The organism is Escherichia sp. WS338, assembly GCF_046486405.1.
Taxonomy (GTDB): Bacteria; Pseudomonadota; Gammaproteobacteria; order Enterobacterales; family Enterobacteriaceae; genus Escherichia; species Escherichia coli.
The window spans coordinates 161,749-174,923 of sequence record NZ_JBJQLL010000005.1 but is presented as its reverse complement, the minus strand read 5'-3'; the positions used below and the strand labels follow the sequence as shown (position 1 = coordinate 174,923).

The 13,175-nt window shown below is 47.1% G+C and carries 14 protein-coding genes, 1 pseudogene and 1 other annotated feature (1 of these 16 running past the window's edge); of the genes and pseudogenes, 7 read left to right on the top strand and 8 right to left on the bottom strand.

Going from position 1 to position 13,175, the window contains the following annotated elements; all coding sequences use genetic code 11:
* Positions 1-36: 36 nt before the first annotated feature.
* The 3 genes from tcyP to hxpB form a co-directional block, all read right to left on the bottom strand.
* On the bottom strand, positions 37-1,428 hold the full coding sequence (gene tcyP / locus ACJHWT_RS06360; RefSeq protein WP_001010716.1) for a cystine/sulfocysteine:cation symporter: 1,392 nt from the start codon (positions 1,426-1,428) through the stop codon (positions 37-39).
* Positions 1,429-1,560: 132 nt separating this feature from the next.
* Entirely contained in the window at positions 1,561-2,151 is a 591-nt protein-coding gene (locus ACJHWT_RS06355) for a metal-dependent hydrolase (protein ID WP_001295408.1), read from the bottom strand.
* Between the two features lie 163 nt (positions 2,152-2,314).
* Entirely contained in the window at positions 2,315-2,983 is a 669-nt protein-coding gene (gene hxpB, locus ACJHWT_RS06350) for a hexitol phosphatase HxpB (protein WP_000106821.1), read from the bottom strand.
* A gap of 146 nt (positions 2,984-3,129) precedes the next feature.
* On the opposite strand from hxpB, the gene ACJHWT_RS06345 reads away from it, so the two are divergent.
* Positions 3,130-3,666 (top strand): YniB family protein, encoded by a 537-nt coding sequence (locus ACJHWT_RS06345; RefSeq protein ID WP_000222166.1) that lies wholly within the window; start codon positions 3,130-3,132, stop codon positions 3,664-3,666.
* A gap of 40 nt (positions 3,667-3,706) precedes the next feature.
* Here ACJHWT_RS06345 and ACJHWT_RS06340 read toward each other — a convergent pair whose 3' ends face one another.
* The 3 genes from ACJHWT_RS06340 to pfkB all read right to left on the bottom strand — a co-directional run bounded on the left by ACJHWT_RS06340 (position 3,707) and on the right by pfkB (position 5,993).
* A complete protein-coding gene (locus ACJHWT_RS06340; RefSeq protein ID WP_000267650.1) occupies positions 3,707-4,567 on the bottom strand; it encodes a fructosamine kinase family protein in 861 nt (286 codons plus the stop codon).
* A 105-nt stretch (positions 4,568-4,672) separates the two neighbouring features.
* A complete protein-coding gene (gene ghoS, locus ACJHWT_RS06335) occupies positions 4,673-4,963 on the bottom strand; it encodes a type V toxin-antitoxin system endoribonuclease antitoxin GhoS (protein ID WP_000146147.1) in 291 nt (96 codons plus the stop codon).
* A gap of 100 nt (positions 4,964-5,063) precedes the next feature.
* On the bottom strand, positions 5,064-5,993 hold the full coding sequence (gene pfkB, locus ACJHWT_RS06330) for a 6-phosphofructokinase II (RefSeq protein WP_001695808.1): 930 nt from the start codon (positions 5,991-5,993) through the stop codon (positions 5,064-5,066).
* Between the two features lie 286 nt (positions 5,994-6,279).
* On the opposite strand from pfkB, the gene ACJHWT_RS06325 reads away from it, so the two are divergent.
* Entirely contained in the window at positions 6,280-7,038 is a 759-nt protein-coding gene (locus ACJHWT_RS06325; RefSeq protein WP_000771396.1) for a YdiY family protein, read from the top strand.
* A 52-nt stretch (positions 7,039-7,090) separates the two neighbouring features.
* Here ACJHWT_RS06325 and yniD read toward each other — a convergent pair whose 3' ends face one another.
* Both yniD and espL1 read right to left on the bottom strand, forming a co-directional pair.
* On the bottom strand, positions 7,091-7,198 hold the full coding sequence (gene yniD / locus ACJHWT_RS06320; protein ID WP_001142445.1) for a small membrane protein YniD: 108 nt from the start codon (positions 7,196-7,198) through the stop codon (positions 7,091-7,093).
* A gap of 166 nt (positions 7,199-7,364) precedes the next feature.
* Positions 7,365-9,264 (bottom strand): annotated as a pseudogene (gene espL1, locus ACJHWT_RS06315) (type III secretion system effector EspL1).
* A 522-nt stretch (positions 9,265-9,786) separates the two neighbouring features.
* On the opposite strand from espL1, the gene thrS reads away from it, so the two are divergent.
* From thrS to pheM, 5 genes are all read left to right on the top strand, one after another.
* On the top strand, positions 9,787-11,715 hold the full coding sequence (gene thrS, locus ACJHWT_RS06310) for a threonine--tRNA ligase (RefSeq protein ID WP_001144205.1): 1,929 nt from the start codon (positions 9,787-9,789) through the stop codon (positions 11,713-11,715).
* Between the two features lie 3 nt (positions 11,716-11,718).
* The gene (gene infC, locus ACJHWT_RS06305) at positions 11,719-12,261 is read left to right on the top strand and encodes a translation initiation factor IF-3 (RefSeq protein ID WP_001700733.1); all 543 of its coding nucleotides are present in this window, start codon (positions 11,719-11,721) and stop codon (positions 12,259-12,261) included.
* A 97-nt stretch (positions 12,262-12,358) separates the two neighbouring features.
* Positions 12,359-12,556 carry a 50S ribosomal protein L35 gene (gene rpmI / locus ACJHWT_RS06300; protein ID WP_001124225.1) on the top strand — a complete coding sequence of 66 codons (198 nt, stop codon included), beginning with the start codon at positions 12,359-12,361 and terminating at the stop codon, positions 12,554-12,556.
* Positions 12,557-12,609: 53 nt separating this feature from the next.
* Positions 12,610-12,966, top strand: coding sequence for a 50S ribosomal protein L20 (gene rplT, locus ACJHWT_RS06295; RefSeq protein WP_000124850.1), 357 nt, complete (start codon positions 12,610-12,612; stop codon positions 12,964-12,966).
* A 116-nt stretch (positions 12,967-13,082) separates the two neighbouring features.
* Positions 13,083-13,175 (top strand) — a sequence feature (Phe leader region) (it continues 32 nt past the right edge of the window).
* Entirely contained in the window at positions 13,089-13,133 is a 45-nt protein-coding gene (gene pheM, locus ACJHWT_RS06290; RefSeq protein WP_001386830.1) for a pheST operon leader peptide PheM, read from the top strand. It overlaps the preceding feature by 45 nt.

Here is a 13,175-nt window from a genome sequence, read left to right as displayed (position 1 = left end):
GTCGGGATGACAGGCGTTTAACGTAACAAATCAGGATTAACGGTGTGCCAGTTCGGCGTCGTCTTCGCTATCCAGAATAGCTTTATCGGTTTGCTTCAGCCACTGGCTGGTCAGCGTGCCAGCGGTCATCGAGCCACTAACGTTTAGCGCCGTACGACCCATGTCGATAAGCGGTTCAACGGAGATTAACAATGCCACCAGCGTTACCGGCAGGCCCATCGCAGGCAGCACAATCAGTGCGGCGAAAGTTGCACCACCACCGACACCGGCAACGCCTGCGGAACTAACGGTAACAATACCGACCAGCGTCGCAATCCACATCGGGTCCATCGGGTTAATGCCAACCGTAGGCGCAACCATCACCGCCAGCATCGCCGGATACAAACCGGCACAGCCGTTCTGACCAATGGTTGCACCGAAAGAGGCGGCGAAACTGGCGATGGATTCAGGAACACCGAGTCGACGCGTTTGTGCTTCCACATTCAGTGGGATAGACGCAGCACTGGAACGGCTGGTAAAGGCAAACGTCAGTACTGGCCATACCTTACGGAAGTACTTCAGCGGGCTCACGCCATTAATACCCAGCAGAAGGCCATGCACTGCAAACATAATCAGAAGACCGAGGTAGGACGCGACAACGAAACTTCCCAGTTTGATGATGTCTTGCAGGTTAGAACCTGCAACCACTTTGGTCATCAGCGCCAGAACGCCGTAAGGGGTCAGCTGCATGACCAGGCGAACCAGTTTCATCACCCAGCTTTGCAGGGTATCGATAGCGGTTAAGACGCGTTCACCTTTCGGCGCATCATCCTTCAGCAGCTTCAGCGCAGCTACGCCGAGGAATGCGGCAAAAATTACCACGCTGATAATTGACGTCGGATTGGCTCCGGTCAAATCGGCAAACGGGTTTTTCGGGATAAAGGACAAGACCAGCTGCGGAACGCTCAGGTCAGAGACTTTACCAACATAGTTACTTTCGATGGCGTTCAAACGTGCAGTTTCTGCACCACCCTGAACCAGACCTTCAGCCGTCAAACCAAACAGGTTGGTGACCAGCACACCGACCAGCGCCGCAATCAGTGTGGTAAACAAAAGCGTTCCGATGGTCAGAAAACTGATTTTGCCTAACTGTGATGCGTTATGCAGACGGGCAACCGCGCTCAGAATAGAGGCAAAGACTAACGGCATAACGATCATTTGCAGGAGTTGAACATAGCCGTTACCAACAATGTTAAACCACTGTACAGAATCTTTAAGTACCTGGCTGTCAGAACCATAAATGGTATGCAGGGCGAGGCCAAAAACCACACCCATCACCAGACCCACCAGCACTTTTTTCGCCAGACTCCACTGTTTATGGCGGGTCTGAGCCAGCGCAAACAGCAGTACAACGAACACCACGATGTTCGCAATTAATGGAAAGTTCATCCCCGTTCTCCTGATCTTATTATTTCTATCACTGCGTAGCAGTCATAGTGTTGGCGCAAGATTAACAGAACTGTGAGCTGGCTCTTATATTCAAATGGAATTGCTTATTCCAGAAAGGTGATTTTTGCCTTTTTAGTATTCAACCTGATGCTTAATAAGCCGATGAAACTGGATCTGCAAGGTATTGATCATTTGCGATGACCAACGGACAGCGCTGTTTTCGGGTAATGAATGGGGCATCCATACCGACCAGACAAATAATGCCATGCAGATAAAACGTTCCAGTTGGTTGCCCTTTTGGGGAACCAGGATAGGCAAGCGGAAACGCCAGCGGCATGGCCAGAGCAGGGGAACACCGGCGGGTGTCAGCATATCGGCAAGTATGTGGCTCAAATAACCCAGCACCATTCCTTGTAGCGCATCAGCCGGAATGAACCAGCTTTCAGGAACCTTAAGGTAAAAGGTTGCCAGCAGCGCAAATACCGCCAGCAGACTGTGGGTAAAACCACGATGCCCAAAAGCGCGGGCGATTGGTTTTGATATCCACTTTAATCGCTGCCCAAGAAACGACTTTGGGTGATCGATGTCCGGTAACAAACACGTCAGGATTGCGGAAGGGACAATATGCCACCAGTCACCCTGTGCCAGCACGGGCGTCAGCTCGGCATTTTTGGCAAATACCGCACAAGCAATAGAAAAGAGAAGGTGACCTTCCGCCGTCATGATAAAACTCACTAAACTGTCGATACGTACAGTATAGGGTTTTTATACAGTGCACGGAAGTGGTGACGGTGTAACTCTTTCTCTTAAATTGGCGATTAATCCGTCAGTTGAATGCAAATTCAGATAAAGAACCAGGGGCAGTGTGATCACTGCCCCCTGGTCATTAACCGAGAAGGTCTTTTGCGGTGAGTTCTGTCAGCGATGAGAGTTTGACGTTTGCTAATACAAAACGTGGATCATTTTGCGCTTCTGGCGCAGGAACGACGATGGAACGCATGCGGGCTGCTTTAGAGGCGATCATGCCATTTACCGAATCTTCCAGTGCCACGCAGGTCAGAGGGTCAACCCCCAGTTTTGCTGCGCAGTCGAGATATACTTGCGGATGCGGCTTGCTGTAAGGCAATTTTTCAGCCGAGGCGAGGGCATCGAAACTGTCGCGTAAATCAAACATGGTCAATACTTTTTCCAGCATATGCAGCGGTGACGCGGAGGCCAGCCCCACCAATAAACCTTGTTCTTTGCATAACGCAACGGCTTCACGCACACCTGGTAATAATGGACGCGTCTCTTCAACCAGTGAAATGGCACGAGCAATAACTTGTTCTACTACTTCCTGACGGCTTGGCCCATTCCATGGTTGCCGGGCGTACCAAAGATCGACCACCATATCGATGCGTAAACCTAAGGTGTCCGGCAGCTCGTTACGACGGGAGATATCCACCCCCAGGCTTGCCATCACATCCAGTTCGGCTCGATCCCATAAAGGTTCTGAGTCGATAAGTAATCCATCCATATCAAAAATTGCAGCAAGAATCTGACGCGGGGTTGACATTACAACCTCTCCTTTAGAGCATTATATGTAAGGTATTAAGCCGTGCTTATGATTAAGCGCCTATCATATCGCCTTTAAAGAATGGGCGAAAACAGATATCTACAGGTAAACTAAGTGAAACGACGCGTCTTAATCAAGGAGAACTCATGACGTATCAACAAGCTGGACGCATTGCTGTTTTGAAAAGGATTTTGGGTTGGGTGATTTTTATACCTGCATTGATCTCTACATTGATTTCTTTGCTTAAATTTATGAATACCCGGCAGGAAAACCAGGAAGGCATTAATGCGGTCATGCTCGACTTTACTCATGTCATGATCGATATGATGCAGGCGAATACGCCTTTTTTGAATCTGTTCTGGTATAACTCCCCGACGCCCAATTTTAATGGTGGCGTGAACGTTATGTTCTGGGTGATTTTCTTCCTGATTTTTGTCGGACTGGCGTTGCAGGATTCCGGTGCCCGGATGAGTCGCCAGGCGCGCTTCTTGCGGGAAGGTGTTGAAGATCAACTCATTCTGGAAAAAGCCAAAGGGGAAGAGGGGCTAACGCGTGAACAAATTGAGTCACGTATTGTTGTGCCGCACCATACTATTTTCCTGCAGTTTTTCTCGCTGTATATCCTGCCGGTTATTTGTATTGCTGCAGGTTATGTGTTCTTTTCTCTGCTGGGGTTTATTTAATCAAAAGGCCGCACGGAGCGGCCATTATCCTCACCCCATATTATGCTGCTAATAATCTATCCAGTGACTGCTGAGCAATAACCAAATGCTGACCGCCAAATAACCTTGCACGATTTAACAGCGTGTAGAGTTGGTAAACCGGTTGACGTTCAAGGAAATCGGCAGGTAGCGGGGATACTGACTGATAGCCGTCATAGATTTGTGGCGGCTGTTCAGTATGCAGCGGTAACATCGCCAGGTCGCACTCTCGGTCACCCCAGTAGCAGGCCGGGTCGAAAATGTACGGGCCATCCGGACCCAGCGCACAGTTGCCGGACCATAAATCGCCGTGCAACAGAGAAGGCTGCGGTTGATGCGAGGCCAGACGCTGCTGAATATGCTCGACGATGGCATCGATATTGCCGAAAGCGATCCCTTTTTCTGCCGCCAGTTCCAGCTGCCAGCCAATCCGTTGTTCAGCAAAAAAAGTTGACCAGCGACGTTGCCAGGTGTTGGGCTGGGGAGTTGTGGAGAGCGCGTTATCGAAATCGAGGCCAAATTGCGGTTGGTCGCTCCATTGATGTAAACGTGCAATTTGCTGACCAAGAATAAATGCGCTATGCGCATCCAGCGGGCGAGGTGGGAGATAATCCATCACCAGAAAACTGTAGTCACGGTCAGCGCCAACTGCCCAAACCTTAGGCACGGTGACGGTTTTACTACGCGACAGTAACTCCAGTTGGTCGGCTTCGGCGGTAAAACCGGGAAGCAGTTCCCTTTCATCACATTTGACGAAAAAGTCATGTCCTGCATAGCGCAAATGCCATGCGGCATGGACTTCTCCGCCAGGCAGTTCATTACGCAGTTCGATTTCGCCTTCACCTAACTGCTCGCTCAAAAGACGACTGATTGCCTGCCACATGATGTCTCTCCCATGTTGTCTGCCAGATCATAAGGTTAGCGCAAGAATGCGGTGTAAAAACACGAGCTAACGCACACCACAGACTGATTATTGCCCAAAAACCATTTATTTTCTGTTGCTATTCCATTCCTCCCAGGTCGTGATGGCTATTTCAGGATCTTTACCGGTTGCACTTTGGGTAAGCCCCGAAACAAGTTCTCTAATTTCTTCTTCACTTTGGGTACTGATAAGTCCAAAAGTATTAGTCCCCAGCTCATGGATATTTCCATCATCATCCGTCATGGTTAGCAAAAAACCGTCGCGAGTCAGGTAATTATTCAACTCGTTAATTTCAGTCAATGTATCCTCATGCAACATGACGGTTATGACATAACGGACAAGATCGCCACTGGCCATAGTTCACCCCTTTGTTATCACATGACTTTTGAGCATAGTCGGAGAAACGCGTTGCCGACAGGTTGGTGGTGATTCCCCCAATGCTGGGGGAATGTTTCAGTTAGCGGGAAAGGTAAGCGTAAATTTTTTGTGTATCGTCATGGGAGCACAGGCGTGTTCCCTGATTGAGTGTGGCTGCACTCCCCGCAGCTACGCCAAAACGGACCATCTCTTCAAGAGAGGCATTTTCTGCCAGTTTCAGTGTCATCGCGCCGACCATGCTGTCACCAGCGCCAACGGTGCTCTGGCTTTTCACCGGTGGTGGCACAACCTGAATGCAGTTTTCACTATCAACGCCCAGCGCCCCTTGTGGACCCAGGGAAACGACAACTCGTTTGGCCTTGCCGCTATTAACGATTTCCTGCGCGGCTTTGCGGACATCGTCTGGCTGGGTGAGTTCGCGATTCACCAGCGCACTGAGTTCTTTTTGGTTAGGCTTAACCAACTCGATGTTACCAATCGCCAGTGCTGCACTTAACGCTTCGCCAGAACTGTCGACGATACAGCGGATCCCTTGGTTTTGCGCAGCGGAAATCAGTTGGGTTAATTTTTCCAGCTTCACACCTGGCGGCAGGCTTCCGCTTATGACCAGGATGGCCCCGGATTCAATTTCCAGAACTTGCTCTTCAAGCTGGCGAAACTCATCTTCATTTAATGCCGCGCCTGGCATAACAAAACGATACTGCTCACCGCTTGCTTCCACATGTACGTGTAAATTCTGCCGGGTCCAGTCTTTGGCGTTTACAGTAGCGACGGGGACATTTTCATCTGCCAACAGTGAAACCAGATGTTCGCCGGTCGCACCACCCGCCGGGAAGATCGCTGTGGCACTGCCTCCAAGATGGGCAATGGCGCGGGCGACGTTGATGCCGCCGCCTCCGGGTTCGAATACCGGTGCGGTACAGCGCAGCTTTCCTTCGGGATAAATTTGCGGGGTAATTGTTGCGCTATCGAGAGAGGGCGCAAGTGTCAACGTATAGATACGTACCATCATTTCCTCCTATAGGCTGATTTCAGTCTGGCACCGAATCAGCGGAAAGTGAAGAAATTAACAATATGATTTATTGGAGCTTTATTTAAAATTTTGCAGATAAATATATATAAATAAAAATCTGTTTTCGCCACATGCTTATTCAAAAAATGAAATAAGAATACATTGCTAAGTTATTCGCGCCTTTTTATAATTCGTTACCTTTCCAGGGACGCTAATCTTTGATCCTTAAGAAAGTTTCCGGGACCGCGAAGGTCTCTTTTTTTGTTGTACGGACTCTTGATAAATGAAGCTTTTGAAGACAGTTCCTGCCATCGTTATGTTGGCGGGGGGCATGTTTGCGTCACTGAATGCAGCTGCCGATGATTCCGTTTTTACTGTCATGGACGATCCTGCCAGCGCTAAAAAACCTTTCGAAGGTAATCTGAACGCAGGATATCTTGCACAATCAGGCAATACGAAAAGCTCCTCACTTACGGCTGACACCACCATGACCTGGTATGGACAAACCACTGCCTGGTCGCTGTGGGGGAACGCCAGTAATACTTCTTCTAATGATGAGCGTTCTTCAGAAAAATATGCGGCGGGCGGGCGTAGCCGTTTTAATTTAACTGATTATGACTATTTATTTGGGCAGGCAAGCTGGCTGACAGACCGTTATAACGGCTATCGAGAGCGCGATGTGTTGACCGCGGGTTATGGTCGCCAGTTTTTGAATGGCCCGGTACACAGTTTCCGCTTTGAATTTGGTCCAGGTGTGCGTTACGACAAATATACCGATAATGCCAGTGAAACCCAGCCGCTGGGTTATGCCTCCGGGGCTTATGCATGGCAGTTGACTGACAACGCTAAATTTACGCAGGGTGTTTCCGTCTTTGGCGCGGAAGACACAACGCTGAACTCCGAAAGCGCATTAAATGTTGCTATTAATGAACATTTTGGACTGAAGGTGGCTTACAACGTCACATGGAACTCTGAACCTCCAGAGTCTGCACCGGAACATACCGATCGTCGGACAACCTTATCGCTGGGCTACAGCATGTAAAATTATCTGCCGGACCGTGTTATGCGGTCTGGCTGTCTTCGTTTGTCACTGCTCAGCCCCAAATCATTGCTGCCCAACGTAGCAACAACATAGCGCCACAGATTGCCAGTAGCACCACCACCATCTTCCAGTGTTTTTTATCAAAGCGTTTAGTCGGCATACCAGTGTCCTGCATATCTCTTGTGCGTGATAACGGAGTGTAACAAAAGGGACAGGCATCAAGGGATTTTTTGTTATTACAGCCGTCGGGTGGCGTTGTACACCTGATCACTGTTTTTGCGGTTTATGAAAAAAATAAAATTATGTATCGATATATAAATATCTGGTTATAAATACGTCTTTAGTTCATCAGCACTAAAACTCAGGCTTTGGCTGATTACGTTTATAGCAGCATAATATGTTTCTACAGTTTTATAATGATTATGATGAATGGCTATATGAACAGCTGACATATTGTCATGATTTTTAGCGGCCAACAATGTGAATAACTGACATTGACTAAAAGAATATTTTTTTTGCAAAAGTACCCAGCGTTGATATATAAGATAACACGACGTCTTTATTACCCTTGCTCATGGCGATGTATAAAGCAGGGGTTCCATATGCTGTTGCGCCTTTTAATAAATCCATGATGTTAATTTTGCTGAGGTTATATTTAACAGCGATTCCATAAACTTTAGAGAGGAACCGTGTGACACACAAAGGGTGATTATTTTCCATTGCGGCATATAATCCTGGCTCACCATCACGTGTTTTCATTGCTAAAATATCCATCACCATTTTTTTGCTTAAAAGCTCTTGTGTTATTGGAGTGGTTAATGCATTCAGAAAGATATCGATTATTTCATCGAATCCATACAACATGGAGATATAGAGTCCAGGTGTTTCGTTAGCACTTTTAGTTTGCAGTAATTTAACCAGATTATCTTCATGAATGATATGATTATCTACCAGTGACTGAATTTCTTGCATAAATATTTTTACGTTGTCAGTATGTCCGTTCATCATAGCCAGAAATAAAGCAGGTGTACCAACGCTATTCTGCGCAGTTATTATTTCAATGATTTCTTTTTCAGGGAGTATGGGTAACTGTTTGAATAATGCAATAAGCTGTTGAGTCTGGCCTGTGGCCATTATTAACAACATTGCCGATGGATGTATAGGGGCAAATGGCATTCGTGATGCAATACCCGCGAAAATAGCCCCTGGAACTCCCTCAGGTAATAGGGGCAGAAAAGCAATTGCACAGTTGCGAACATACCTATCAGCCCAGGTCTGAGCATCGGGACCTGAACTGATGAATTTATCGAGCGAGAGAAAGCCCCGTGCTGTCCTGTGGGTGCCTCTGACGGCAACGTTGGTATCGTTCGGGTCGTAAACGGACACAACATAATTTAATTGCCCATACGCTGACTGCTTTATTCGTAGCCTTACTGACAAAGTATGATTGTCTATATATAAAATCGCGGACATATGACTGACATTGTTTGCCATCATTCGACAGAAGAAAATATCTAAAGCGAAGCCAAAATCCTTACTCGCGATAACGCGACTCCCTGCAGGAGGATGGCGAAGTAATGATCTGAACTCCGCGTCCCGGACTAAGGGAACATGCTGCTGTATGGATTCAACGGAGGAGTAATGTTTAATCAGATTGACTTTGCCTTTTCCATTTCTCAGTGAATCAAGTGCGTATTGCAATGACAGATGGCGACAAAAAATAGCGTCAGAAGGAGATTGCGAAAAAAATGCACTACCATTGAGATTTACTGTTGGTTGTATAGTTTTTTCTCTATGGATTTTTTTAGACAGTTTCATACAATGGTTACGATTTTCGGCAGTTAACTGTTCCTGTTCAATATAATCCAGTATGCTTCGCAAATGGTTAGCTTTAATAGGCGTGGTTTCCAGTAATAAGGAAATGATTTCTTTTTTATAGTGTAATGTAATGAGTATATTTTCTGCATGGATGGGTGAAGTGGCAAAGTTAATGGTAAAAAGGGCAGTGGAATAACAATTTTGTGATATTTTTCGACAGTTTGCGGTAAATTCCTGAGTAACACAGTATGACAGCATCGAACTTAAGTCAGAGGTATCAAGTAGGGTGATGAGTTGGCGCGCAAATTGATTAATAGGCTCTGATGAAGGCGTTGGTATGTCGCTATCGATGTGCATTCTATGAGGAGACTTATAATGAGTTCTGATAATAATGTCGTTTTGACTCATAATCTATTCGCCTTATATATGTCTGGAGGTTTTGAGGATGATGATTAATTATTATCGCCAGAACGAAATGTGCACGAAAAATTGCTATAAGAATTGTGTCACTTTTATCATTGTGATATGACCAGTTCGTCATTAATCTCATGATCGTTTAAATACTACCGCCAAATCATGCAACGAACTTTGCTGGATTCAGTTTATGCTGCTGTAAATCCGCTCGCAGTAAACCTTTCAGACGCTCCGTGATGTTATCAGTGGTTCTTTAAGCGTTTTGCTGGTGTACTCACTACAAACGAATTGCGAATCGAATCAATGTGAAACGGAAAGGTACAATCTCCCTTTTTTTAGTGTTAACATCGCTCAACCGGGTGGAAGGTGAGAGGTTAATGTCTTTCATTTGTGTACCTGATTGCGAACCAATTTAGCATTTGTTGGCTAGATGGTTTCGCAATGAACTGTTAATAAACAAATTTTTCTTTGTATGTGATCTTTCGTGTGGGTCACCACTGCAAATAAGGATATAAAATGCCTGTTATAACTCTTCCTGATGGCAGCCAACGCCATTACGACCACGCTGTAAGCCCCATGGATGTTGCGCTGGACATTGGTCCAGGTCTGGCGAAAGCCTGTATCGCAGGGCGCGTTAATGGTGAACTGGTTGATGCTTGCGATCTGATTGAAAACGACGCACAACTGTCGATCATTACCGCCAAAGACGAAGAAGGTCTGGAGATCATTCGTCACTCCTGTGCGCACCTGTTAGGGCACGCGATTAAACAACTTTGGCCGCATACCAAAATGGCAATCGGCCCGGTTATTGACAACGGTTTTTATTACGACGTTGATCTTGACCGCACGTTAACCCAGGAAGATGTCGAAGCACTCGAGAAGCGGATGCATGAGCTTGCTGAGAAAAACTACGACGTCATTAAGAAGAAAGTCAGCTGGCACGAAGCGCGTGAAACTTTCGCCAACCGTGGGGAGAGCTACAAAGTCTCCATTCTTGACGAAAACATCGCCCATGATGACAAGCCAGGTCTGTACTTCCATGAAGAATATGTCGATATGTGCCGCGGTCCGCACGTACCGAACATGCGTTTCTGCCATCATTTCAAACTAATGAAAACGGCAGGGGCCTACTGGCGCGGCGACAGCAACAACAAAATGTTGCAACGTATTTATGGTACTGCATGGGCAGATAAAAAAGCCCTCAACGCTTACCTGCAGCGTCTGGAAGAAGCCGCTAAACGCGACCACCGTAAAATCGGTAAACAGCTCGACCTGTACCATATGCAGGAAGAGGCGCCAGGAATGGTGTTCTGGCATAACGACGGCTGGACAATCTTCCGTGAACTGGAAGTGTTCGTTCGTACCAAACTGAAAGAGTACCAGTATCAGGAAGTTAAAGGTCCGTTTATGATGGACCGTGTCCTGTGGGAAAAAACCGGTCACTGGGAAAACTACAAAGATGCGATGTTCACCACCTCTTCTGAGAACCGTGAGTATTGCATTAAGCCAATGAACTGTCCGGGTCACGTGCAGATTTTCAACCAGGGGCTGAAGTCTTATCGCGACCTGCCGCTGCGTATGGCCGAGTTCGGCAGCTGCCATCGTAATGAGCCGTCAGGTTCGCTGCATGGCCTGATGCGTGTGCGTGGTTTTACCCAGGATGACGCACATATCTTCTGTACTGAAGAACAAATTCGCGATGAAGTTAACGGATGTATCCGTTTAGTCTATGATATGTACAGCACTTTTGGCTTCGAGAAGATCGTCGTCAAACTCTCCACTCGTCCTGAAAAACGTATTGGCAGTGACGAAATGTGGGATCGTGCTGAGGCGGACCTGGCGGTTGCGCTGGAAGAAAACAACATCCCGTTTGAATATCAACTGGGTGAAGGCGCTTTCTACGGTCCGAAAATTGAATTTACCCTGTATGACTGCCTCGATCGTGCATGGCAGTGCGGTACAGTACAGCTGGACTTCTCCTTGCCGTCTCGTCTGAGCGCCTCCTATGTGGGCGAAGACAACGAGCGTAAGGTACCGGTAATGATTCACCGCGCAATTCTGGGGTCGATGGAACGATTCATCGGTATCCTGACCGAAGAGTTTGCTGGTTTCTTCCCGACCTGGCTTGCGCCAGTTCAGGTTGTTATCATGAACATTACCGATTCTCAGTCTGAATACGTTAACGAATTGACGCAAAAACTATCAAATGCGGGCATTCGTGTTAAAGCAGACTTGAGAAATGAGAAGATTGGCTTTAAAATCCGCGAGCACACTTTGCGTCGCGTCCCATATATGCTGGTCTGTGGTGATAAAGAGGTGGAATCTGGCAAAGTTGCCGTTCGCACCCGCCGTGGTAAAGACCTGGGAAGCATGGACGTAAATGAAGTGATCGAGAAGCTGCAACAAGAGATTCGCAGCCGCAGTCTTAAACAATTGGAGGAATAAGGTATTAAAGGCGGAAAACGAGTTCAAACGGCGCGCCCTAACCGTATCAATGGCGAAATTCGCGCCCAGGAAGTTCGCTTAACAGGTCTGGAAGGCGAGCAGCTTGGTATTGTGAGTCTGAGAGAAGCTCTGGAGAAAGCAGAAGAAGCCGGAGTAGACTTAGTCGAGATCAGCCCTAACGCCGAGCCGCCGGTTTGTCGTATAATGGATTACGGCAAATTCCTCTATGAAAAGAGCAAGTCTTCTAAGGAACAGAAGAAAAAGCAAAAAGTTATCCAGGTTAAGGAAATTAAATTCCGTCCTGGTACAGATGAAGGCGACTATCAGGTAAAACTCCGCAGCCTGATTCGCTTTCTCGAAGAGGGTGATAAAGCCAAAATCACGCTGCGTTTCCGCGGTCGTGAGATGGCGCACCAGCAAATCGGTATGGAAGTGCTTAATCGCGTGAAAGACGATTTGCAAGAACTGGCAGTAGTCGAATCCTTCCCAACGAAGATCGAAGGCCGCCAGATGATCATGGTGCTCGCTCCTAAGAAGAAACAGTAAGGCCTTCAAGTAGCACTGTCTGTGGAGCCTTCGGGCTTCGCAGACTTTGTTCGCCTTTGTTTCTGTTTATTAACAATGCGAAGTGGAAGTTATTAAAATGCCAAAAATTAAGACCGTACGCGGTGCTGCTAAGCGCTTCAAAAAAACCGGTAAAGGTGGTTTTAAGCACAAGCACGCTAACCTGCGTCACATTCTGACCAAAAAAGCGACCAAACGTAAACGTCACCTGCGTCCGAAAGCCATGGTTTCCAAAGGCGATCTGGGCCTGGTAATCGCGTGCCTGCCGTACGCATAAGCCGTTAACGTTTTTTAACTTTTTAATTAGAATATAGATACAGGAGAGCACATATGGCTCGCGTAAAACGTGGTGTTATTGCACGCGCACGTCACAAGAAAATTTTGAAACAAGCTAAAGGCTACTACGGTGCGCGTTCTCGCGTATACCGCGTTGCCTTCCAGGCTGTTATCAAAGCTGGTCAGTATGCTTACCGCGACCGTCGTCAACGTAAGCGTCAGTTCCGTCAACTGTGGATTGCGCGTATCAACGCAGCAGCACGTCAGAACGGTATTTCTTACAGCAAATTCATCAATGGCCTGAAAAAAGCCTCTGTTGAAATCGACCGTAAGATCCTGGCTGATATCGCAGTATTCGACAAAGTAGCGTTCACCGCTCTGGTTGAAAAAGCGAAAGCAGCTCTGGCATAAGCCAGTTGAAAGAGGGAGCTAGTCTCCCTCTTTTCGTTTCAACGCCATCAAAACATTGACTTTTATCGCCGTAGCCTTTTCAATAAAGGTCTTTTGAAGAGTACCAAAAGGTAACGCAAGCAATGAATGCTGCTATTTTCCGCTTCTTTTTTTACTTTAGCACCTGACTCCAGGAGGCTAGCGCGTGAGAAGAGAAACGGAAAACAGCG

Coding starts and splice junctions, on each gene's coding strand:
- tcyP (WP_001010716.1), bottom strand. CDS start 1,428: ATGAACTTTCCATTAATTGCGAACATCGTGGTGTTCGTTGTACTGCTG.
- ACJHWT_RS06355 (WP_001295408.1), bottom strand. CDS start 2,151: ATGACGGCGGAAGGTCACCTTCTCTTTTCTATTGCTTGTGCGGTATTT.
- hxpB (WP_000106821.1), bottom strand. CDS start 2,983: ATGTCAACCCCGCGTCAGATTCTTGCTGCAATTTTTGATATGGATGGA.
- ACJHWT_RS06345 (WP_000222166.1), top strand. CDS start 3,130: ATGACGTATCAACAAGCTGGACGCATTGCTGTTTTGAAAAGGATTTTG.
- ACJHWT_RS06340 (WP_000267650.1), bottom strand. CDS start 4,567: ATGTGGCAGGCAATCAGTCGTCTTTTGAGCGAGCAGTTAGGTGAAGGC.
- ghoS (WP_000146147.1), bottom strand. CDS start 4,963: ATGGCCAGTGGCGATCTTGTCCGTTATGTCATAACCGTCATGTTGCAT.
- pfkB (WP_001695808.1), bottom strand. CDS start 5,993: ATGGTACGTATCTATACGTTGACACTTGCGCCCTCTCTCGATAGCGCA.
- ACJHWT_RS06325 (WP_000771396.1), top strand. CDS start 6,280: ATGAAGCTTTTGAAGACAGTTCCTGCCATCGTTATGTTGGCGGGGGGC.
- yniD (WP_001142445.1), bottom strand. CDS start 7,198: ATGCCGACTAAACGCTTTGATAAAAAACACTGGAAGATGGTGGTGGTG.
- thrS (WP_001144205.1), top strand. CDS start 9,787: ATGCCTGTTATAACTCTTCCTGATGGCAGCCAACGCCATTACGACCAC.
- rpmI (WP_001124225.1), top strand. CDS start 12,359: ATGCCAAAAATTAAGACCGTACGCGGTGCTGCTAAGCGCTTCAAAAAA.
- rplT (WP_000124850.1), top strand. CDS start 12,610: ATGGCTCGCGTAAAACGTGGTGTTATTGCACGCGCACGTCACAAGAAA.